A 23,483-nucleotide genomic window follows, 5' to 3' on the forward strand; every position below is an offset into this window, starting at 1 on the left:
CAAATTTATTCAAAATTCGTCTGATATGATCAAGTCAATTAAGGAAGTTAGAGATGATTTTTCGCAATCAGGAACTTCTATAGCAGAGTGGGCACGTATTAATAATTTCTCACCAGATCTCGTATATCGAATTTTAAAAAACAATAAAATACCTTTACGCGGTGAGAGTCACAAAATTGCAGTCAAATTAGGGATAAAGGAGCAGAAATATATGAAATAAGATATTAATTTATATTTTTATTAACGCAGAAAGTATAAAGACCCATGCTGTAACATGAGTCTTCATAGGTTTGTCTATCAATTAGCATCTCAAGACAAATTCATTCTAAAAGACATTGGTTATTTTATCAATGTTTAGGCTGCTTTCTGCTGTGTATTTTCCTAAATTTATATTTTTAATGGATAAAACATGCAGGTTGTAAAAGTCATTGCAAAAGTCGTAGATGATAATTCAGGTATTTTTACTGAGATTCCAGTATTACTTGATCAATATAAAAAGCCAATAAAACCTTTAGTCGAATATGCTTTGAAGTTAAAGCGAGATGGTATGAGTCCATCAACAACTAATAATTACATTAAAGCGACTCAACTTTTACTTGAATATATGATAGCGAATGGTGATGCTTTTTCTTCACCACAAGCCTTATTTGAGAGTTTTAGTAGTCGATTATATACAGGTACTATTGGAGATGATGGATTAGATCAATCTGGGCTATATTGGTTACCTTGCAGTAAACAGGTAGCTCGATTACATATTAATGCACTTAGTAAAATCACTGACTGGTTAGCTGAAAAACATAGTGTGATTTCAATGAATCCACTGATTGAAGCTGATAGTTTGACACAACGCTTAAATTACGCTGCATGGTTTCGGAAAAACCAACATAACTTTCTTGGTCATATCAAAGATAAACATATCAATACTACCGTTCGCTATGCTCGAAGCATTCAAGGCAAACGTCCGTTAGGTAAAAAATCACAGGATGCTATCGAATTTCCTGAAAGATATTTTGAATCTTTTTATTTTAATGGATTAGGTGGAGCATCAAATCGCAGGGTTGTACTTCGTGATCAATTAATATTACTGCTCATGCATGGCGGTGGACTACGAGAATCTGAGGCTTTGCACCTATGGATTGAAGATGTCCTCATTGACCCATCCAATTTTAATAATGTGAAGGTTCGTATTTACCATCCACAAGATGGCAAAGCTCCGAACAATTGGCGTGGGCGCTCAGGAAAGACAACTCGTGCAGCCTACCTCAAAGAAAAATACGCATTATCCCCCCGTAATGACCTTATGGGGAAAAAGTATGTAGGTTGGAAAAGCCGAGTAACTGACAGCAAAGAACAATACTTAGAGGTACATTGGTTCCCAACTATTTTTGGCGAGGTATTTTCAAAACTCTGGCAAGACTACACCCGTTTTTTGATGATTTTAGAGCGCAATCATCCCTATGCTTTTGTAAGTTTCCATCATAAACATCTAGGCAATGCTTACACACTCAATGCTTTTCATCACAATTACCATCAAGCTTTAAAACGTATAGGACTAAAGCCATGTAAAGCTGACGGACTCTCACCTCACTCTCATCGACATAGCTATGGAAGACGCTTACGAAGAGCTAGTGTAGACGAAATTGTGATTAAGAAATGTTTACATCATGCTTCATTAGACTCACAAATAGTCTATACCACTCCATCAATAAAAGAAGTTACTACTAGTCTAAATGCAGCGACATTTCGACTTCTAAATCCAACAGAACCAACCGAACAAATTGGTACACCTAGTTGGGCTGTATTAACTGAACATGGTTTTAATGATATTGACCTAGATGGTTTATTTACAGGAAAGCATCCCAAATTAGGAAAACGTCATGGTTAGTAAAACAATAGTTAAAAGAAAAAAACATGATGGTCGTAAATCTGATCTAACTTTGCAATGGCTTGTAAAAAATCACGGTAAGGAATGGGAAATCTGGCGACAATTAGCTGAAGGATGGATAACGAAACAAGATGAAGGAACAGCACCGAAACTAAACGCTTTATGCATTTTTTTTGATACTTATCTTGTTGGTTCATTCCCATTTACAATGGATGTTATCAGCTTATTCATCGGAAAAAATGGTTGGTACGCTTCAACCGATGAGTTAAAACGAATAGTTCTAGGAAAGACAAATAGAGGAAATAATGCTAATACCACAGAGATATTAAATCAAATCACACATTTTATTGATTGGGTGCTTGATACGCATTTCAGTGAAAACAATGATGATGGTAAAATACTTCATTTATACTCAAATCCATTTACGAAAGTCAGAAAAAAATTTCACAATACTGAAACAGTGCACAACCCTCTACCGTACCGCTATATTTGTGATTTGCGCTATATCTTGTGTCCAAAACCACGAGGAAGTTTTTCAGATTGGCTGTGGGCACAGCAACAGTCGGGGCAAGGTACAACCCAAAGTGGCAATTGGTTTGAAATAAATAAAAATCTAATTGATAAAAACGACAAAGATTGCGTATGGCGTACTAAAAAAGTAATTCTTAAAGGCCGAATTACCACCATTTATCAAATCTGGTCACCTGTAGCAAGTATGGTGTTGTTTATTAAACTGCATCTCCCCCTACGTACCTATCAAGTACGTATGCTTGATTCGGGGGAGGCAGATATGCTGCGTTATGAAAAGGGAAACTGGATTAAAAATTCACATACTTTCGCACTCAATTACTGCAATAAAGGAGTATTTCGACAATTTAAAGATAATACAACAGGTACTGAATCAACAGGATTATATATCAGTACCAATAAAACTGCAGATCAGAACAAGGATGAGTTTGAGCGTGGTTATGAAATACCATGGCAGCACGAAGATGTATTGTATTGGCTTGAAAAGTTGCGTAATTGGCAAGAAAAATACAATCCTATATATAAATTAGTAGATTGTTCAACATTAGAGGTAAAACATACAAACCAAATTAAATCAAAAGCATCATTAAGCGCAATGGGTCATTCTTGTTTCTTATTTCGATATGCATCAGCAAAATCGAAAGATGATAGAACTAAGCCAATCATCGAAACACCGATCTTTACTCTCTGGTATAAGCTACTTCAACAACTCGAAAAAAACCTTTTAGTTGCTGGAGAGACATTATCTGATGGCACAAAACTTCGTTTAGTACATGATTATGGACTAGATCACCCTACAACAAAGACGAAAACAGAGTTCCCTTTGCATAGTCTACGTGTATCTCTCATCACCAGCTACATTATAGATGCGAAACTACCGATACCTGTAGTATCAAAGCTACTGGCTGGTCATTCACGCATTATTATGACGGTTTATTACACTAAACTTACACCTATAGTAATGAATGATAAAATGACAGAAGCTGAGCGTCTACTTGATAGCAAGTCACAAGATAATCTTCGTTTATTCCTTAAAGATGCGGAAATGCGTCAAATTCAATGCAAAACGGCATATCAAAATAATCAAGCTATTGAGATGGCATTAGTTAATCGGAATCCTTTAGGTTGGGAAAATCGCCATCATGGACTATGTTTAGCTGGTGGTAATACTGTTCGTTCAGATGAAAGTAAATCTGTAGCTGGCTGCTGGAATGGCGGATTTTTACTTAAAGACTCAGTTCATCCATCTAGCCGAGTTTATGGTTCTGTACCACATGGTTTAGAAAACTGTGTCCGTTGTCGGTGGTTTATCACAGATGCTAGTTATCTTCCTGCACTTTGTGCTCATCTTAATTTTATGAGCTATAAAGCCCATGCAGCTGCCAATCTAGCTATTAATTTAGAGAGTGAGATTGAGGATATTGAAGAACTTAAGTACAAAGCTGAAAATGAAAGCAAGCCATTTACCCAACACAATGAATTACAAGCACTTCAACGCAGATATGAAAAGCAATTGGTTGAAGCTGATGAATACACAAAAGACTGGATTGCAACCTTTAATTTAATACGTCGTCTAATTGAAATTGAACAAGATCGGACTGAAACAGATACTACGAATAAACTTGTTGCCGTTGGTTCTGAAAACGATATTAAAGTTGGCTTTATAGAAACTAATTCTGAGTTGCTACAACTCGCCTTAATTTGTGAAGATGCGGAATTTTATCCTGATATGCTTGATGATCTTAAGAAAACACCAGTAATTCAAGATAGAATACAAAATCTAAGTCGAATTATGATGCATAAGGGCTATCAACCCCACTTCCTAATGTTAGATCAAGAACTACAACTTATCGCAGTGAATTCCATGCTACGTCAAATGGCTCTACAAGCCAATCCGATAGATAAATTTGAGGGATATAAACAAGTCGCAAATTACCTAGAGCTAGGTCAATTCATGCAAGACAGCCAATTACTTGATGTTGGTATAAAAGCTTTAAAAAACCAAACAAATCAGACCGTTTTACGGTTATCAAATCATGGCTTTAAGCTTAAAGGCGCTTCTTCATGAATATTGATATTAATGTTATTTTGGAAGACTTAAAGTCAGATAAAAGTCAGCGAACAAAAAACTCAATAGATAGGCTCAATACTTTATTGGAAACTCGCTTTAATGCAAAAGAGAAAGATTATTCTATTGCTACTATTGGTAGAGTCTCAAAAGCTGATGGAGGTATCGGCGAGGTAAGTATTCGAAATAAAACGGGGGAACACTTTCGTCTACTGATTGATGCTTGGGCAACCAAAGCAAATACTAATATGAAAAAGCCTCCTGTGCCTCATTCTCGAAAGAATGAAATACCAACAGAAATGGAGCTTTTAAAACAGTTAGATGATCCTGTTATGAGGGTTGTATTTGGTCAAATGATAGCTGAAAAAAATAAACTTAAAGCAGAGAACCGTATTCTTAAAAATGAGGCGGAAGTTATTGTTGATATGCGACCTCATCAAATTATAAAAGTAGAACAAGTGCATGAAGGAATCCAAGTCTTATCTAGCTTAGATGGTCGTCTACTATTACCAAGTGATATCGAGGCCTTAAAAGATGCTATTAATGAGGATAAAATGGCACAACGTGGTTGGACAGTATCAAAGTATGGTGCTGTTAAGGATGAGCATGAACGACCACTATTTAAAAATGGGTTTGTATTGGCTATTAAAAAAATTTTAAATCAATTATAGCCTAGGAAAGGATTCTAACTTTTATATATTCATTTTATATATAAAAAAATGAAAGGTGTAAGATAACAAATTGATATTCAATGTTAAACTTACATCTTTCTTTTATTTTATACACTTTCTACTAGAAAGAACCTAAGGTGCTTTTTTATTTTGAATTTGGAGGAGTTATAGGACTCGCATTAACCATGTTTCTTCCGAGCTTTATGGTCACTTTTATTATGTGATGACCCTCTAATTGAGCGCCGTTTTCTCAAAATACTGAACAGCAGGTGAACGTGACATATAGGCTAAAGCCTGTTCTGTATCACCTTCATGAAGCGGATTAAACTTTGGAGAGGTCCAACGTAGAGTGGCTTTCCATAGGTATTTAATGGTCGGTAGGTGATCTGTTTTGGTTGCAGTTTTTTCAAACTCTCGAATAAAAGCAAAGAATCCACGGCGCATTAATTTTTGGATTTGTTGATGTTCAGTATCTTGTTGGCCCAGACTACGAGAAAAATCAACGAGGAAGTAAATAAAAAGCGGAAAAATTCCCATCATAATGATTTGTCTGGAAACATAAAAACCTAGCTTTTGTTGTAATAAATGCTCAAACAAATCATAAGCGACACAACGATGTTCAACTTCTTCCGCAAGATGCCAGCGGAATAAATCAGCCATAGCTGGATCTGCTTTATCCCAAGATTTGCTATCAAGTGTCCATTGCCCAATTGTACCTGTAAAGTGCTCGATCGCTGCAATAACACCTACACGAAAGATTAACCAATATTCGTCAAATTTTTTCCCTTTTAAAAAAGGGATTCCTAATGGTTTGTCACCTAATAGAATGTTGAAAACAAGATGGGCACGATTTAATGGTTCTTGTATGTCATAGCCATTTTCTCTTAAAAAGTCTTGTACTTTTTCATGTGCGCGTGCATGCGCAGCTTCTTGACGGACAAAGCCAATAACGTCTTGTTTTAATTTTTCATCGCTAATATGTGGAAGGGTTTTATTAAATACTCGACAAAACCAAAACTCGCCCGCAGGCAAAAGCATATTGATACCATTGGCGATATGTGAACAGAGTGGATCATCTGGCATCCAACATACAGAAGACTCAGAAAAATCGAAATATACTTTTCTTGCTTTAATTTGATGACTTTCCGTGATCATTGTGGTTATCCAACATGAAACTGTTAAGCGATTAAAAGTTTTTACCATTTAGAATAATTAGCGACCATATCCTTTGAGGACACTTTTTTTGTGATTTTTACTCTTCTGAGTAGAAAATATTGCTTTAGAAATTTAATATTATTTTTTAAGTTATTGATATTGTTATTTCTTAATTTAAAAATCCAGAAAATAAAGATGTGAAAATCAATGTGGATAAGATGATATAAAAATAATTTTAATGGGTTGAATCAGCTATAGAAATATCAAATTTCTATATTGCAATACTGAAATTTAAACTCAGCGATTTTTCAACAAAAAAAAAGGATAATTCACGAATTATTGATTGGTTTAGATTGATGATTTTACTAAGTTTTATTTTATAAGCTCTACATTGTTTTTGGGTTGTAATATTTACTTTTATTTATATATCAGATATTTGTAATTTAATTTAACCTAGGGTTGCTGTTGGTTTTATCGATTTTATTAACAATTTTTAATTTTATTTTTCAATAAAAATTAATTTATAGTGTCAGCTCAACTTTATAATATTGACTCAGGTATAACATGAATAAAAGAAAAGTTATTACAGTCTTCATTACAAGTGGTATGGTCACTTTTGCCATAGCCGCAACCACACTATCACCAAACCAGAATAACCAGAGTGGAATCATCCCAACAGGCTATGATGATCTGATATTTAGTGTATCCAATGGCAATTGGGTAAAGAATATTTCCTTACCGAATGTAGCAAAAGAAGGTGCCTTAATTACAATTCAATCAACTGCGGGTTATGACAGTGATATTGATTTAAGTAATGTAAATATTGAAAAAAAAGGCGTTCTCACACTAAAGTCTGGAAACAGTTATCGTTTTAAATTTAGTAATGGAAAATGGGAGTTTTATGCGCCTGAAACTGCCAATTTTACGCCTGAAAAAAATGGCAATACCATTCCCGTATTTCAACAATCACAGGCCCAATATGTTGTAAGTGATGCTGCTTGGACTGAGACAATTCATTTACCGCAAACAGGTCAGAATGGCCAGATCCTTGTGGTTAAGTCTAATGCGCTTAAATCCTCCAAAATTAATTCACAAAATGCTTTATTTCCAAGTACATTAGTTGTCAATAAAAATGATGCATATATCTTTCAATATAATCAAGAACTGAGTAAATGGGTTCCACTGTCTGTTCCGACACGTATTATCAATGTGATCAATGGTAATACTGCGGCATTAAATACGGCTTTGCAAAATTTAACTGCAGCTAAAACAGAAATTCGTTTTGCTGATGGGGCGTGGGTGTCTTCATTAAAATTACCGCAAACAGCAAACGACCGAGATCGTATCATTGTTAGCTCAACTGCAAGCTGGCAATCAGTGATTGAAAATGAAAATACCAATACCACCGGAACCCTAAAACTCAACAAGGGCAATCGTTACGAGTTCATTTATATTGCAGATAAATCGTATTGGGTGTTGGCTTCGTCTCCTAAAACGGTATTCACTGCAAACACCGCTGCACAAGGTTTCACGTTTAAAACCCCTGTCGTTGAAATAACCGCTGATAATGCGCAATGGGCACCTGTTGTAAATTTGCCAACGGCTCAGTCTGGTGACAAGGTTATCTTATCTAATTCTGCGGATACAGCGTTTACAGTTTCAGGTAGCAACATTAGTGCAAGCTTAAAAAAAGGCGATAAAATCCGTTTGGTATTTAACAATGGTGTTTGGAACACCGATAGCTATCAGATAGATTTGCTACTTGTGAATAGTCCCGTAGTCAATGACAAACTCGGTGCAACTGCTGCAAAAATTCAAGCCCGTGAAGCACTTAGATTAACCAATGAAGCGCTTGAAAACTCGCAAGCAAAAGCCTACTACAAAGAAGTCGGATACTTGGATTATCGAATCCCTGGAACGACACTCGGTGATGCGATTAATTTAGGACGTTCAGATGCCACTGTACAAGCGGAAAGAACCAGAACAGGGGCCGATGCGATATATACCATTACAGATCATTCGGGTTGCGGTCTCGCCTATGTAAATAGCACACCGAGCAAGTACAACATGATCGGATCACATAACTATGGTTGTGGTATCACTGCAATGCGACATGAGTTAGGGCATAACATGGGGCTAGGACATAGTTTTGATCGAACTACAGGTTATAACTGGGGATTCGGTCATCCTTTAGGCAGTACCATTATGGGAGGAAATCAAATTGGCTTATATTCGAGCCCAGATATCTATAGTCCTGAATATGGTGTGCGTTTAGGTGAAACTGACAAATTTGATGGCTTAAGAAAAATTAATGAAAATGTTGAAGCCATTTCAAAATTTTTAGTGGCGGTTAATCCATAATGAATAAACGGATATATCTCATTATTTCCGTTGTTTTAACTGTTTTGGTGGTTTCTTTGTTGGCTTGGTTCATCTCAGGTCAACAGGAGACAGCTGATACAGCTAAAACGATTGTGTCTAAACAAAATGAACAAATCGATCAAGTGAATTCACCGAAGCTAAATGCAAATCTAACCGAAACACAAGTATTGCAACGTATAAAAGACAGCCATGCTCGCCGTAATCTTGTAACGCTGGATGAGGACAAATTACGTGCAGGGATTTTCAATCAACAGATGTTCAATTTGAGTACTGTCGATACGGTGTCTATGCATAATCCCGTTCCTTTGACAGATGCACAAAAAAAAGATGGGCGAATATTTCTGAGGAATGATCTATATACCTTAGAGGCGAAGAATGTCGGCGATCAAATCGTGTTTAATGTGCCAGGCTATGGTTTAAACAGACAGGCTGTTATAGAACGTATAGAAGTAGATCCAGGTGAAGATATTGTTAGTTGGTCAGGCTCTCTAGAAGGAGGAGATCAAAATAATGAGAAGTTTCATATTACTCAAACCATTAAAGACAATTTTACCATGGGCACGATTACAGCAGATGGTAAAACCTATACCATTTTGATGAAAAATGGCTATGGATGGGTCAATGACGTTGCCAATGAATCTGCCACACTTGAGGCAGTGGAAAAGGAGACGGATCATGTTCATTAATTTTTTAATCTAAAGACATGATTTATTCTCTAAACTTGAAGTAGCAATAAAATGAAAATAGTCATTACTGCGTCATAACAAAGATTTAGACACCTCGAAAGGTGTCTAAAATCATCATTTATTTAAAATTATTTACGCACTGAATCAAGTGCTTCTTTGTTTGTCACAACTTCTTGTGCTTTTGAATAACTTTCAATCAGTAATTGATAAGCAGGGAAGATTTGAGTGTACACTTGAGCCCATTCAGCAGCATCTTCACGGTTCCAAGTTTGTTGAATTTCTGAAGCAACCGCCGCTGTATCCATCGGTACCGCACCTGCTTGAACCACACGTGCTAAGGTAATTTCTTGTGCCATTTTGCTATACGTACCTGATGCATCAACCACAACAAAAACTTTATAGCCATCAGCAATTGCACTAATCGCTGGAAAAGCCATACACACACTGGTAATCGTACCCGCAATAATCAGGGTCTTTTTACCTGTTGCTTTAACCGCTTCAACGAACTCTTGATTATGCCAAGCATTAATTTCACCTTTACGTGCGACATATTTTGCATGGGGCGCATTTGCGTGTATTTCAGGAATAAGTGGGCCATTGGGGCCTTGAGGAACTGAGGCCGTGGTAATGACAGGAATGTTTGATAATGATGCTATTTTAGCTAAGGCTGCTGCGCGTTGGCGTAGTTCTGTCATTGGCATATCAGCAACGGTTTGAAATAAACCACTTTGATGATCAATTAACAGCATAACGGAATCATTTACATCAATCACTGGGGCTTGGCCATTAAAATTAGCTGGAGTAGACATTTTATATATCCTTAGTTAAGCAATCATTTGCTGTTTTTAATACTAACAGTAGGACAAATATTGAATTATGCTATTTATATGACATATTGTCTTATATAGAGAACAGTTGCGATATTTAAGGGGATATGATGAAAGACTTAAATGACCTGTATTATTTTACCAAAGTGATTGAATATGGCGGCTTTTCAGCTGCAAGTAATGCGTTGGGTGTGACCAAATCATTGTTAAGTCGAAGAGTTGCGGAATTGGAAAACCGTTTAGGAGTAAAACTACTCAATCGAACCACCAAAAGAATTTCGATTACAGATGTCGGGAACATATATTTACAACACTGTAAAGCAATGCTTGTGGAAGCTGAATCAGCTGATGAGGCAATCGCACTGTTAAGCGCAGAGCCGACTGGAATTGTAAAAATTTCTTGTCCTACAAATTTATTGCATATTAATGTCAGTAAAATGTTGAATAAGTTTTTAGCACGTTATCCGAAAGTTAAATTGCATGTGGAAGCGACAAATAGAAAGGTAGACTTGTTTAATGAACGTTATGACGTTGCAATTCGAATCAGACCCTTACCTTTAAAAGATAGTGATTTGATTGTACGTAGCCTATCCATTTCAAAACAATTTATTGTCGCAAGCCCTGATTTGTTGAATCAAAATTTCTTGATTAAAACACCAGAAGAATTAACAAGATTGCCTATTTTAATGATGGAGTCTTTGTCTTTTGAATATCATTGGGATCTTTATAATTCTAATAATGAATTATATGTGGTTAAGGATGAGCCGAGGCTAACCACTACAGATTTAAGTGCATTGCATTTAGCGACCTTAGATGGCTTGGGAATTGCAAAACTACCGGAATTAATTATTGCTGAAGACTTAAAAGCGGGCAGGCTGGTTAAAGTGATTCCTGAGTGGGAACCGATGCCAGAGCTTATTCATTTGGTCTATACTTCTAGAAGAGGTCTATTACCATCGGTAAAAGCTTTAATCGAGTTTTTGGTCACTGAGTTTGATCAGGTTTAGTTCTTTACAAGAATCAGCTTTATTCGCCCACCAGAATCTTTGATCGACAACAGGTGAATACTGTAATTGGCATTGAATAAACTGTCATAATTGTTAAAATGCATTTCTTTCGCTGTTTTCATGTTGTTTTTATTTTGTATTTAGGCTGCAAGATGATCAATAACGTTATAATAAACAGTATTTTAATTAAGGATTTTTTAATGTTATCAATTTATTTAACAGATGTTCAGGAAAATGTGCAGTTTAAAGATTACCCTGGTGAGCACCCTGTTAAATTTATTTTAAATTTCAAAAAGATTTTTCCAAGTGTAATGGAAATTTTACTCCCAGTACTTCCTGATGATGAAGACTTGGATAAAATGACTTGGGAATCCACAACTGAAGATTTTGAGATTTTTAAGAAACTCCTTACAGGTTGGGGCGTGATTGAGTTACGTTTACAAGCGATTAGCCAATATAAAAATAAAAATTTTGCAGATCAATTGCTTAAACAAGCTCAAGCCAAACGTAAAGAATTTGCAAAAAAGCAGCAACAATTGTCTACGGTTGAACTGGACTACTTATTTATGCATGAAACACATGCATTGATTGACGCTGAATTGGTTGAGTTAGGTGAAAAATTCTATTTACCTACTTTGCGAGATATTTGGAAAAATTCTGTACCTGCCAAAGTGCTGAATGCTAATTTCTAGTCAAAAATTAGCAATAGATTGAAATGCTCAAATTCAAGTATAAAAGGCAGTTTTAAACTGCCTTTTATTTTTTATTCATCTGTTTAAGTTTTTTAAATTGTAGGCCCAAGCGTATAAAACATAAAAAATAGAATAAATATTGAACTGATGATACTTAATATATTTAAAACTTTCATTTTTTAACCAATTGCGATATCTAAATTTTGAGTGGAAACATTTTTAATGCTTGGATTTTATTCGGCAGTTGTTTAAGCATGATGACAATGATTTAAATGAGGTCATTCATTTAGCAAGTCTTTATGATTTGATTTTAAATGTTGGTACTTCTTATTCAATCTTCTTTATTACGCGTTTGTACGATAAAACTTCTGATTGTGGCTAAAATTATCTCAGTCTTCGTTATGAAAGTCGAAAATAGATTCGCTATTATCCTTCATGCTTTACGATGTATACATCTCATGCTCAATTTTAAACTACAACGCAAGCCAGTTATGAAATGTCAACAGCCCCTTATATTTCTCCTAATTCACTTTTGCTTAGAAACATATGACAAAAGTAGATATTTCTAGCAAGTTTTTTTATGTTGTAATACTTTCGATTTTAATCAATTCATACTTGTTATGATTTTTTAAAATATCTTGATAATCTTTTTTAAAGTATCGGATTTCCCCGGGGATATATCCAAGGATATTCAGCAATGTCGAATAATTTTTTAGATTTAATTCATAAACGCCGTACAATTTATGCGATTGGACGTAATGTTAATCAATCTCCTGAGCATCTTACTGATTTGATTCAGCAAGCGATCAAGCAAAGTCCATCTTCTTTTAACTCGCAATCATCTCGGGCAGTGATCTTGTTTAATGCTGAACATGAGAAGTTCTGGAACTTTGTAAAAGTTCAACTGAAAGCTTATGCCAAAGATGAAGCAAGTGCCTTAAAAACAGAGACTAAAATGGACAGCTTTATCGCAGGCTTTGGTACCGTTCTTTTCTTTGAAGATTTAGAGGTGATCCAAAACTTACAGGAAAAATTTCCAGCATATGCAGAAAACTTTCCGATTTGGGCTGAACACTCTACAGCAATCGCACAATTTTCAACGTGGACAGCCTTAAATAGTGACGGTATTGGTGCATCCTTACAGCACTATAATCCAATTGTCGATGAACAAGTTCATACGGAATGGGATATACCCAAAACTTGGAAACTTCGTGCACAGTTGGTATTTGGTTCAATTGAAGCGGCGGCGGCTGAAAAAGCCTATATCGATGATGCTGTGCGTTTTAAAGTGTTTAAATAATTGTTTTATTTTCTCTAGCTTCTTGGCTTGCTCAGCCAAGAAGCTTTGGTATTGAAAAGGCTAATCAATCTATTGATCTAATTATACAAAGTGTCGGTTATCTGGACCCAATTTCAATTCGCAGATTGTTTAGAAAGAAAATCGGCTTAACACCCTTAGAATATCGTTGTAGATTCAGTCGTCGGGTATAAGCTTTTCAATTGAATTTAGCTTGAAAGTTGAGCTGGTGCTATTTACTCACTAAAAGCTGAGGCGACGATGGATGCTTTTTTAAGTTTTATTGATCATTGCTATATAACAAACAAATCATTAAAAAAGAAAACGATTTCCAAAAAAGTGCTAAAGAGGCTTTGATTTAAAATTTAAATGTACTATAGTAAAGCTAGAAAAGTTGAGTAATATGCTTGGTTTTTATGCAGTTGATTCTTTATTTCAAGTTAAAGATCTACAGTTAAAAGCAAACTTATACTTTTTTCTATCTCTCTCAATATGAGCAATCAATTGTGTTAAGAAGCAGTGGTCTGTTGCTGGCATTTGCGACAGTATTTTTACAGCTTGCGGTTTTTTTACAGCCGTTATTACCTGAGCAGTATCAAATTGCTCCGGTCTGTGAAGACATCACTCAAGCTTTATTGCGACCAACACATGCACATCTTCATCATGAGCAAGAATCTAGTTTTATTCATCACTATTTGCATTTAGATCAAGCCCAGCAAGCAAGCAGTTCAAGTCATGATCATCATGATATTAACCATCAATGTCAGTATTGTGTGGTATATGGCAATTTAGTGATGCCACCAGAAATTGGCGTAAAAGAAATCCTAGTGCGTATTCAAGTACGTTTAATGGCTTATGTTGAAAACTTTCAGCATGTCTATTTTCAATTACAATGCCTGTTTCTGATTCCTCAAGGGCGAGCCCCACCTGTAGTCTTTGCATAACACATTCACCGATCCATAGGTTTAGCATTTTTAAATAAAGGCTTTAAAGCCATGCGATCGTATTTCGAATTTATTGTGTAGAGAATGATCATGATTTTTCAAAATTTCCTCGATTTGCAGGAAAGCAGCCTTTGCATGCTATTTTTAGTATTGTTTAAAAATACAGCAAAAAGAAAACAACAGATTGTACTGAATGTTCAGGCGTATGCTGAGCTTGTACAACAAAAAATGTTTATCAATGTATTCAAAACTCAATCTTTACCAACTTTACCAATGAATAAGGTGATGTCATGGATCTAGGATTAACTGCTTTAGAATTGGCGCGTATTCAGTTTGCTTTTACTGTTTCTTTCCATATTATTTTTCCTTCAATTTCTATCGGGCTTGCAAGCTTTTTAGCTGTACTTGAATGGCGCTGGCTAAAAACTCAAAATCCTGTTTACCAAGATTTATTTAAATTCTGGGTAAAAATTTTTGCTGTCGCTTTTGGGATGGGCGTGGTTTCTGGTGTGGTGATGAGTTATCAGTTTGGAACAAACTGGAGTGAATTTTCACGTGTTGCAGGCTCGGTAACTGGTCCATTACTGGCTTATGAAGTGCTGAGTGCATTTTTCTTAGAAGCTGGTTTCCTTGGCATTATGCTCTTTGGTTGGGGGCGAGTAGGTCCTCGGGCGCATTTCTTTGCAACGGCTATGGTGGCCATTGGTACCTGTATTTCAATGTTTTGGATTTTATCTTCAAACAGTTGGATGCAAACACCACAAGGCTTTAGCATCGAAAATGGGATTATCGTGCCGCAAGATTGGTTTGCAATTGTGTTTAACCCCTCATTTCCTTACCGTTTAGCCCATATGGCTGCAGCAGCATTCCTTGTTTCAGCCTTGCTAGTGGCTGCAACTGCTGCTTGGCATTTATTAAAAGGACGCCGTGACGCATTAATCAAAAAATCGTTTTCTATGGCATTGTGGATGATTCTGGTCCTTGCACCATTACAGGTTCTGATTGGTGATAATCACGGTCTAAATACCTTAAAACATCAGCCTGCTAAACTTGCAGCGATTGAAGGGCATTGGGAAACCAACAAAGGTGAGGGCATGCCGCTATATCTGTTTGGTATTCCTGATATGCAGGCAGAAGAAACCAAATATGCTATCGGTATTCCAAATCTTGGCAGCTTAATCATGACCCATACGCTGGATGGTGAGGTAAAAGGCTTAAAAGAGTTTGCACCTGAAGATCGTCCTAATTCTACCGTGGTGTTCTGGAGTTTTAGAATCATGGTTGGAATGGGCATGCTGATGATTCTACTTGCCGTGATGGCATTGTTTCTACGCAAAGGCGGCAAGCTTTATGAAAACAAATGGTTACACCGTTTTGCTTTTGCTATGGGACCTTCAGGATTTATTGCATTGCTCGCAGGCTGGTTTACCACAGAGGTTGGTCGTCAGCCGTGGGTGGTATATGGTGTGATGCGAACCAAAGATGCTTTATCTCCAGTATCTGCGGAACAAGTTGGTCTCACTTTGATTATTTTCGTTGTGGTGTATTGCATCGTATTTGGCATAGGCATTTACTATATGTTGAAATTGATGCACAAAGGTCCACAATTTATCTACGCCACACCAGAAAGCGTAGCGCATAGTGAAGAAGCGGTTATTTTGGCCTCTAAACGTCCATTGACGAGTGTTGAAGATAGCGTTGATTCCAATGAACAGGAGCGTAAATAATGATTGATTTATCTCTGATTTGGATTGTCATTATCGCCATTGGTGTATTCATTTATGTGGTACTAGATGGTTTTGATTTAGGGATTGGGATTTTATTTCCCTTTGTTAAGGATCAACACGAACGTGATGTGATGATGAACACCGTTGCGCCTGTTTGGGATGGTAATGAAACCTGGATGGTACTGGGCGGTGCAGCATTATATGCAGCGTTTCCAATGGTCTATGCCACTGTATTATCCGCGTTATATATGCCAGTTATCCTTATGGTGATTGCTTTAATTTTCCGTGGTGTGGCTTTTGAGTTTCGTTTTAAAGCCAATCGAACCAAGCATTTATGGGACAAAGCATTTATTGGTGGTTCAATTCTTGCTAGCTTTTTCCAAGGGATGATTCTTGGTGCATATATCCAAGGGATTAAAGTTGAAAATCATATGTATGCAGGTGGTGGTTTAGACTGGTTATCGCCGTTTACTGTGTTTACAGGTATTGGTGTCGTTGTGCTTTATGCAGCATTGGGTTGTGGATGGTTAATTTTTAAAACTGAACTTGATTTACAAGATCGTATGTATCAGTTGATGCCTAAATTAATCGTTGCTTTGTTTGTTATCTTTGGGGCAGTCAGTATTTATACCCCGATGGCGCATCCTGAAATTGCAGCACGCTGGTTTAGCCAACCACAATTGATGTATTTTAGTCCTGTACCAATATTGGTGGTGCTGTTTACTTTCCTTGTGCTTCGCGCATGTAAAAAGCGTTATGAACTAAGCCCATTCCTTTATACCTTGGCTTTGGTTTTCCTTGCTTATACTGGGTTTATCATCAGTTTGTGGCCTTATGTGATTCCGCCATCAGTGACTATCTGGGAAGCTGCTGCGCCACAGAGCAGTCAATTGTTTGCTTTAATTGGCGCATTGATTTTAATTCCAATTATTTTGATCTATACCGGGCTTTCATATTGGGTGTTCCGAGACAAAGTTCGAATTGGTGATGAAGATTATCACTAAACTTAAAAGTAGCATGTTTAATCTTTTGGCTTGAGTAAAAAATAGCCTAAGTAAGATTAAACATGCAGTAGGGTAAAAAATTTAAAGGTTTAAATGAGGTAAGCAAGTATGAAACTATCTCAAACGCAATGGTTTGTCGTGTTATGGCTAGGTGGATTTCTAACATTGGCACTTATTGCTGGTTTTTTTAGAATGTTGATTCAGTTGGCCTACTAAGGTTTTGCTAAAGTAAAAATGAGGAACGCAGTTCCTCATTTTTTGTTTTTCATTAACTATTGAGATAATAGACTGAAATAAAAATATGAATCACAGTAATGGCAACAATGAAAATAATCTTAAAATAATAAAATAGCCTAAGCAAGATTATAGGAATGCAATTGGATTTTATCTTTTATAATGACATAAAAAGTACTTTATCTAATTTAAACTGGATTTTATGTCATGTTTGGATCATTTTCTTGCCAAGATGAATGGTTAAATACCGATTCATTATGATCAATGTTTTCATTATCCATAATATATAAATGGCTGGCATTGTTGAATTTTAGTTTTTGAGTATATCTAGAAAGAAATAGGGTTCTAATTGACGAATTTCTGTGGGTTTAAGACCCGCATCTAACAAGTATTTTTCTCTATTTTCGAGAACATCACGGACATCCTTAATACATGCTCTGGCTTGATCTAGGTTTAGTCCAAAGGCATTGCTACGACTGATAAGGTTGTCATAGCTTCCAAACCGTCCATCATTGCCTAAAACCAGAGCATGTTCATTTGGAAATGAGCTTGGCATACCATGAGGTAAAACATCAAAAAGCGGGCTTAGGGCATAATGTTGCTTTTTCATGTCATACATTAAAAAACCATGATTTTTTAAATGATCGTCAGTATTGCTAATCATGATATTCAGCACCATCCGCTTATAGAGTTCTTTTTGATTACTGATAGCATCAAAACAAATCTGACTACAGACTTTGGCAATACTCATATAGGACATTTTAGGATCTCCTATGCGAATTTTCTGAATATTGAGCAAACTATTGGCACTTATATAGTGTTTTTTACGTTCAGGGCAGTTTCGATCAAAGCGTTCAACTAAGAGAATAGGGCGACCGGCACATTCTGTTAGTTCAGCATTACATGTATTGAGCCCCATGTCTCGTGCCATATTCAGCGAAGCATATTCAACTTTACAGGTATCAAACAAATCATCACTTTTATTAAATTTGGCAATCCATTCCTTATTCTTATACATCACAAGGGTTTTGGGTCTGGCTCCGCCCATTGAAGCCCCGTTATATAACAGCTTATTTAATTCGAGTTGCTCAAGTTTCATCTCAAACGGATCTCGTTTTTTTTCGATGAGTTCAGTAATTTGTATAAAAGTTTCTAATTCTTCATATTGAATGATATTTGAATTGTTTTTTATATGCGATTTAGACAAGCTTCCAACAATACAGCCTACTGAATTTCCTTGTGAAGCGAGTAACCATTCCAATTGATTTAATGGTGTTCTACGGTGTAAGGCATTGGTTAAGCGTTTACCCCAATTGTCTGGTGTTGCATCTGCAAGTACACCAAAACCATCTTTAGAAATAGTTTCATATGGTTTGTTATAAGACTGAAAGCTTAGATTAAGTGGATCTAAAGGGAAGGCATCTGCACGTTGTAAGTATGATTGACCATAAAGAAAGCGATAAATTGGCTTTTCATAAGAATAGTGTGCAGCAATTGTTGGCTGGGAGCCTGTATCTATGAAAACATAACATCCTTTAACTTCATCCATGTTCATTTACCTATCAGAAATCATCACTAATTACAGACTGTTTTTTTAATCTTGCACGTACTGAACTATTACGATTTTCGAGTGCTAAGCCAACTTCATCCAACTCAGGATTCGCGAGTGAGCCTAGGGTATGTTCAAGGCCAAAGATCACTAAAACTGAAATCACATTTTTTAGGCTGGTACTTGGATCACCTTTTTCCATACGTGAGATCGTTCGGTTATCTACATGAATGCGATTGGCCAAATCATGAATGGTCATATTACGTCGAAGTCGGGCTTTTTTGATATTTGTCCCAATTTGAGTCAACATGTCTTCCACACCATCAAGCATAAAATTATGCGCCGAAGTTCTCATAGCAATATCATCCAAAACATGACATAAAATGTATACTATCATGGTTAACATGGATTTTATGTCTTATTTTTATAATTTGAGTTCAATGTATTGATGCTGAATGGAATAGTTAAGTAGCTTAATTTCACCTACTAGAATGAAGAAAATCATCAAGAATAGGAATGATAGTAAATGAGCGGCTTAACCGCATGCTAAATCCAATCGTTTAAAAAATAGCCTAAGCAAAAATTTTAGAAATTTCTTCTCTTAAATAAATATGCCTAGAATTTTCATTTAGCGCACCGTGCCAATAAATTCCCATATTTAATACAGGTAGATCAATAGGATGCTCAAAAATATTGATACTTTGATCAACTTGTAAATGTGCCAGTATCTGCTTTGGAATGGTTAACATCGCATCAGGATATTGTGCTAAAACTTGCAGGGCAGTTGAATAATGCTGACAACGCATAAAAATCTGACGACGAAATTGCGCTTGATTTAAATATATATCCTCTAAAAGCAAACCAGTACGGCGTGAAGAAACACCGATATGAGGTGATGCAAAATACAGTTCAGAATTGATATTTGTATGCTGAGAACAAATCACAAAATGATCTTGAACCAAATTTTGATAATTAATTTTATCACCATAATTTTGTTCTAGATCAATGACAAAATCGACTTGTTGAGCAGCTAAATCAGCAATTACATTTTTGCGGTCAAGCTTGGTACTTAGAAACTGAATGGTTAAATTCAATTTTTGAAAATGATGAATCAATTTAGGAAAAATAATCGGTTCAATTTCATCATGTATTGCAATGCGTAAGGTTTGTACTGAACTGGGATCAAACTGTTGTTTTTGTTTGGAGATATTTTGAAAAGCAAATAAAGCATTTTGTACAGATGGATAAATCTGTTCAGCAAAAGGGGTAGGCAGCATTTTACTCCCAGCGCGAACAAATAAATCATCTTGCAAATGCAGCCTAAGTCTTTGTAAAGCATGACTTGCAGCAGACTGAGTAATGCATAAAATCTTTGCCGCTTTTGAAATATTTCTTTGTTCATAAATGGTGATAAAAAGCGGGTATAAATTAATATCAATATGATTGAAAATCGACATATCAAGATTGGTTTTATTATGAATCATATTCATAGTGAGGTATTGAATTAAATCATTTGGTTCATAATAGGTTTTCAGCTAAGGTAAAGTAAAGAGTCACTATTCAAATATTTATCCATATATTTACAGGAAGATAAGCATGTTTGAACTTTCAGCACGTGCGCAAGAATTTGTAGAACGTACCCAAGCCTTTATTAAAAATGAAATTGAACCTGTAGAAGCTGATTTTTGGAATGAAGTCCATCATTTGAATCAAGGCGGTGATTGGACAAAATGGCAATGGCCAGCACAACTTGAACTCCTGAAAAATAAAGCAAAAGCTGCTGGACTTTGGAACATGTTTTTACCAGACCCAGTATTGGGTGCAGGTTTATCTGTACAGGAATATGCCCATATCGCAGAACTGTCAGGCCGTAGTTTAATCGCACCCACAGTATTTAATTGTAATGCTCCAGATAGTGGCAATATGGAAGTGCTATGGCGTTATGGTTCAGATCAACAAAAACAACAATGGCTTAAGCCGTTATTAGAAGGAAAAATCCGTTCAGTATTCTGTATGACTGAACCAGCAGTTGCTTCATCGGACGCAACCAACATGCAGGCAACTGCAGTGGTAGATGGTGATGAAATTGTATTGAATGGTCGTAAATGGTGGTCTTCAGGTTTGGGAGATCCAAATGCGAAAATTATTATCTTTATGGCGCATACGCCTGATGAAAGCAAAGATCGTCATCATCAACATTCCATGGTTTTAGTGCCTGTAGATACTCAAGGCGTGACCATTGAACGTATGTTACCCGTGTTTGGTGATTATGATGCGCCACATGGTCACGGCGAAATTAGTTTTAATCAAGTTCGTGTACCTGTAAGTAATTTTATTGGTGGTGCTGGACAAGGGTTTGAAATTGCACAAGGGCGTCTAGGTCCGGGTCGTATTCATCATTGTATGCGATGCATTGGTGCTGCTGAAAAAGCATTAGAATTAATGATTGATCGAGGAATGAGTCGAACTGCTTTTGGTAAAGAAGTGCTTAAATTAGGTGGAAATTTAGAACGTGTGGCAGATGCTCGTGTTGCGATTGATCAAGCACGACTGTTAACCCTGTATGCGGCGTATAAAATGGATACTCAAGGGACTATGGCTGCGCTTACCGAGATTTCAGCCATTAAAGTTGTTGCACCTTCAGTTCTTGAAAAAGTAGTTGATATGGCCATTCAAATTCATGGTGGCATGGGCGTATCACGAGATACACCTTTAACAGCATTCTTTGCTCAAGCCCGCAGTTTACGTTTAGCGGATGGCCCAGATGAAGTGCATAAAGGGATGATTGCAAAATTAGAATTAAAAAAACGAGGTTATGGCTCGCGTAAAAAATAACAATTTGCTGATAAAAAATAACTGCTTTATGTTAGAGGTGTTATATATAAAGTAGTGAGCAAGTGAAGTTTTTAGTTAAAAGTATCATTCTTTAGAGATGTATGGTTTAAAACATAAGATTCAGGGAAATAATATGTCAGTCATTGATATTGGTGGAAGTATACGTGAAGGCGAGGAGCTGGACATTCGTGCTGTCGGAAATTGGCTCATTGAAAATGGATCTGAAATTTCAGGCAATGTAGAAGTGACTCAATATTCTGGCGGAGCTTCAAACTGGACCTATCGTTTAAAATATGACAATGCTGATTTAATTTTACGTCGTCCACCCAAAGGGACAAAGGCGAAATCTGCACATGATATGGCGCGTGAATATCATGTACAAAAATGGCTTGCACCATACTACCCAGTTCTTCCTGAAATGGTCGCGCTGTGTCAGGATGAATCCGTAATTGGTTGTGACTTCTATGTGATGAAACGCATTGAAGGTATTATTCCGCGTGCCAAACTGCCCCCTGAGCTGAATTTTACTCAACAGCAAGTGCATGAATTATGTATTAATGTCTTAGACAAGCTGATTGAATTACATCAAGTTCCATATCAAGGCACCGAACTCGAAAAACTTGGAAAAGGTGATGGGTATTGCCGTCGTCAAGTTGAAGGTTGGGATGCACGTTATGAAAAGGCGCACACCATCAATGTGCCGAGTTTTAAATTTGTACGTAAATGGCTTAATGAAAATATTCCTGCTGACTCAAACACGTGTTTGATTCACAATGATTGGCGTTTTGATAATGTCATTCTTGACCCTAAAAACCCAACCCAAGTGATTGGTGTATTGGATTGGGAAATGGCAACCATTGGTGATCCTCTTATGGATTTAGGTTCTGCTTTGGCCTATTGGGTGGAAGATACAGACAACCAAATTTTTAAATCAACCCGTCGCCAGCCTACACATTTAAAAGGGATGCTTACCCGTAAAGAAGTGGTTGAATATTATTTAGAAAAAACCGGATTAAAACCTGATAATTGGGCATTCTACGAAGTATTTGGTATTTTCCGTTTAGCTGTAATCGCACAGCAAATTTATTATCGTTACTATCATAAACAAACAGATAATCCTGCTTTTAAAGATTTTTGGATTGTGATTCATGCCTTACATATTCGTGCATTAAAACTTATCGGTTTACAAAAAATTGAAGCCAATGAAGTCGCACAGAAATATCTTGAAAAATTTAAGGAAATTTTAGGAAAATGACCACAATCTACCTCGTTCGTCATGGACAAGCGTCATTTGGTGCAGAGAGTTATGACAAACTTTCACCCAATGGCGAGTTACAAGCCAAACTATTGGGGCAATATCTCGATAAAATTTTGAAAGAAGAGCCTTATGTGGTTGCAGGTTCAATGTTACGCCATCAGCAAACAGCAAGTTTTGCTTTGGCTGAAAGTTTTTCCGATGCTCAAATTGTGACTGACCATCATTGGAATGAATTTAACCACCAACAAGTTTTTGCTCAATATGATCCGCGTTTTAATCAACCGCATCTACTTCAACAAGATGTTGCCAAAGAAAAAAGTCCACGTGCCTATTTGGCAAAAATTTTTGAAGGGGCAATTGACCGTTGGACTGGTGGTGAATATCACCATGAGTATGACGAATCTTGGCCAGATTTTAAAAACCGTGTAGAAACGGCTTTACAGAATTTATGTGATGAGTTAGTGAAAACCAAACCTCGCTATGCAATCGTATTTACTTCTGGCGGAGTTATTTCAGTTGTTGCAGGAAAACTCTTGGAGTTAAGTGCCAATAAAACCTTTGCATTGAATTGGGCAATTGCCAATACCAGTTTAACGACATTAAGACTGGTGGGAAATGAACCGCAATTACTGAGTCTGAATGAACATCATTTTATTAAGGCTGAAGATCCGCAATTATTGACGTGGATTTAAAGTCGCACTTTTAGAAATATAAAAACAGTTTAAGGAATTTGT

22 protein-coding genes and 1 pseudogene are annotated in these 23,483 nt (G+C 36.5%); 18 read left to right on the plus strand and 5 right to left on the minus strand.

Annotated features, from left to right (window positions below):
• Positions 1-25: 25 nt before the first annotated feature.
• The 4 genes from GJV03_RS14930 to gmtX all read left to right on the plus strand — a co-directional run bounded on the left by GJV03_RS14930 (position 26) and on the right by gmtX (position 5,152).
• Positions 26-220, plus strand: a complete 195-nt coding sequence (locus GJV03_RS14930; protein WP_154130462.1) for a DNA-binding protein — start codon at positions 26-28, stop codon at positions 218-220.
• Positions 221-409: 189 nt separating this feature from the next.
• A complete protein-coding gene (gmtY, locus tag GJV03_RS14935; protein WP_154130437.1) occupies positions 410-1,885 on the plus strand; it encodes a gamma-mobile-trio recombinase GmtY in 1,476 nt (491 codons plus the stop codon).
• Positions 1,878-4,481, plus strand: a complete 2,604-nt coding sequence (locus GJV03_RS14940) for a VPA1269 family protein (RefSeq protein ID WP_154130438.1) — start codon at positions 1,878-1,880, stop codon at positions 4,479-4,481. Before gmtY ends, GJV03_RS14940 begins: the two co-directional genes overlap by 8 nt.
• On the plus strand, positions 4,478-5,152 hold the full coding sequence (gmtX, locus tag GJV03_RS14945; protein ID WP_154130439.1) for a gamma-mobile-trio protein GmtX: 675 nt from the start codon (positions 4,478-4,480) through the stop codon (positions 5,150-5,152). The genes GJV03_RS14940 and gmtX overlap by 4 nt, the downstream gene beginning before the upstream one ends.
• Positions 5,153-5,383: 231 nt before the next feature.
• Here the strand turns inward: gmtX and GJV03_RS14950 are convergent, their stop codons facing one another.
• Positions 5,384-6,307 (minus strand): metal-dependent hydrolase, encoded by a 924-nt coding sequence (locus tag GJV03_RS14950; protein WP_154130440.1) that lies wholly within the window; start codon positions 6,305-6,307, stop codon positions 5,384-5,386.
• 564 nt (positions 6,308-6,871) lie between these two features.
• On the opposite strand from GJV03_RS14950, the gene cpaA reads away from it, so the two are divergent.
• Positions 6,872-8,668: a metalloendopeptidase CpaA gene (gene cpaA, locus GJV03_RS14955; RefSeq protein ID WP_154130441.1), complete on the plus strand. Its 1,797-nt coding sequence runs from the start codon at positions 6,872-6,874 to the stop codon at positions 8,666-8,668.
• The gene (gene cpaB / locus GJV03_RS14960; RefSeq protein ID WP_154130442.1) at positions 8,668-9,375 is read left to right on the plus strand and encodes a metalloprotease secretion chaperone CpaB; all 708 of its coding nucleotides are present in this window, start codon (positions 8,668-8,670) and stop codon (positions 9,373-9,375) included. The genes cpaA and cpaB overlap by 1 nt, the downstream gene beginning before the upstream one ends.
• A gap of 128 nt (positions 9,376-9,503) precedes the next feature.
• Here cpaB and GJV03_RS14965 read toward each other — a convergent pair whose 3' ends face one another.
• Positions 9,504-10,184: a hydrolase gene (locus GJV03_RS14965; protein WP_154130443.1), complete on the minus strand. Its 681-nt coding sequence runs from the start codon at positions 10,182-10,184 to the stop codon at positions 9,504-9,506.
• 128 nt (positions 10,185-10,312) lie between these two features.
• On the opposite strand from GJV03_RS14965, the gene GJV03_RS14970 reads away from it, so the two are divergent.
• From GJV03_RS14970 to GJV03_RS15005, 9 genes and pseudogenes are all read left to right on the plus strand, one after another.
• Entirely contained in the window at positions 10,313-11,209 is an 897-nt protein-coding gene (locus GJV03_RS14970; protein WP_154130444.1) for a LysR substrate-binding domain-containing protein, read from the plus strand.
• Between the two features lie 200 nt (positions 11,210-11,409).
• Positions 11,410-11,901, plus strand: a complete 492-nt coding sequence (locus GJV03_RS14975; RefSeq protein WP_004720580.1) for a hypothetical protein — start codon at positions 11,410-11,412, stop codon at positions 11,899-11,901.
• A gap of 697 nt (positions 11,902-12,598) precedes the next feature.
• A complete protein-coding gene (locus GJV03_RS14980) occupies positions 12,599-13,201 on the plus strand; it encodes a nitroreductase family protein (RefSeq protein ID WP_154130445.1) in 603 nt (200 codons plus the stop codon).
• Between the two features lie 50 nt (positions 13,202-13,251).
• A pseudogene (locus GJV03_RS21790) lies at positions 13,252-13,392 on the plus strand (GlxA family transcriptional regulator); the annotation flags it as partial.
• A 309-nt stretch (positions 13,393-13,701) separates the two neighbouring features.
• A complete protein-coding gene (locus GJV03_RS14985; RefSeq protein ID WP_354666864.1) occupies positions 13,702-14,142 on the plus strand; it encodes a DUF2946 domain-containing protein in 441 nt (146 codons plus the stop codon).
• A 135-nt stretch (positions 14,143-14,277) separates the two neighbouring features.
• Entirely contained in the window at positions 14,278-14,442 is a 165-nt protein-coding gene (locus GJV03_RS14990; RefSeq protein WP_252720720.1) for a hypothetical protein, read from the plus strand.
• Positions 14,433-15,869 carry a cytochrome ubiquinol oxidase subunit I gene (locus tag GJV03_RS14995; protein WP_004720575.1) on the plus strand — a complete coding sequence of 479 codons (1,437 nt, stop codon included), beginning with the start codon at positions 14,433-14,435 and terminating at the stop codon, positions 15,867-15,869. Before GJV03_RS14990 ends, GJV03_RS14995 begins: the two co-directional genes overlap by 10 nt.
• Positions 15,869-16,873 (plus strand): cytochrome d ubiquinol oxidase subunit II, encoded by a 1,005-nt coding sequence (gene cydB / locus GJV03_RS15000; RefSeq protein ID WP_154130447.1) that lies wholly within the window; start codon positions 15,869-15,871, stop codon positions 16,871-16,873. The genes GJV03_RS14995 and cydB overlap by 1 nt, the downstream gene beginning before the upstream one ends.
• Positions 16,874-16,981: 108 nt before the next feature.
• Positions 16,982-17,089 carry a hypothetical protein gene (locus GJV03_RS15005; RefSeq protein WP_004720571.1) on the plus strand — a complete coding sequence of 36 codons (108 nt, stop codon included), beginning with the start codon at positions 16,982-16,984 and terminating at the stop codon, positions 17,087-17,089.
• 328 nt (positions 17,090-17,417) lie between these two features.
• Here the strand turns inward: GJV03_RS15005 and GJV03_RS15010 are convergent, their stop codons facing one another.
• From GJV03_RS15010 to GJV03_RS15020, 3 genes are all read right to left on the minus strand, one after another.
• Complete coding sequence (locus GJV03_RS15010; RefSeq protein WP_154130448.1) at positions 17,418-18,656, minus strand: HipA domain-containing protein; 1,239 nt, start codon at positions 18,654-18,656, stop codon at positions 17,418-17,420.
• A gap of 13 nt (positions 18,657-18,669) precedes the next feature.
• Positions 18,670-19,011, minus strand: a complete 342-nt coding sequence (locus GJV03_RS15015) for a helix-turn-helix transcriptional regulator (RefSeq protein ID WP_051065603.1) — start codon at positions 19,009-19,011, stop codon at positions 18,670-18,672.
• Positions 19,012-19,228: 217 nt separating this feature from the next.
• Complete coding sequence (locus tag GJV03_RS15020; RefSeq protein WP_004821458.1) at positions 19,229-20,146, minus strand: LysR family transcriptional regulator; 918 nt, start codon at positions 20,144-20,146, stop codon at positions 19,229-19,231.
• A 106-nt stretch (positions 20,147-20,252) separates the two neighbouring features.
• Here GJV03_RS15020 and GJV03_RS15025 point away from each other — a divergent pair, with 106 nt between their 5' ends.
• From GJV03_RS15025 to GJV03_RS15035, 3 genes are all read left to right on the plus strand, one after another.
• Complete coding sequence (locus GJV03_RS15025; RefSeq protein WP_056511065.1) at positions 20,253-21,491, plus strand: acyl-CoA dehydrogenase family protein; 1,239 nt, start codon at positions 20,253-20,255, stop codon at positions 21,489-21,491.
• Positions 21,492-21,624: 133 nt separating this feature from the next.
• A complete protein-coding gene (locus GJV03_RS15030; protein ID WP_004821462.1) occupies positions 21,625-22,746 on the plus strand; it encodes a phosphotransferase family protein in 1,122 nt (373 codons plus the stop codon).
• Entirely contained in the window at positions 22,743-23,441 is a 699-nt protein-coding gene (locus GJV03_RS15035; protein ID WP_004720559.1) for a histidine phosphatase family protein, read from the plus strand. The genes GJV03_RS15030 and GJV03_RS15035 overlap by 4 nt, the downstream gene beginning before the upstream one ends.
• Positions 23,442-23,483: the final 42 nt, after the last annotated feature.

Source organism: Acinetobacter sp. RIT698 (genome assembly GCF_009668065.1).
Lineage (GTDB): Bacteria > Pseudomonadota > Gammaproteobacteria > Pseudomonadales > Moraxellaceae > Acinetobacter > Acinetobacter guillouiae.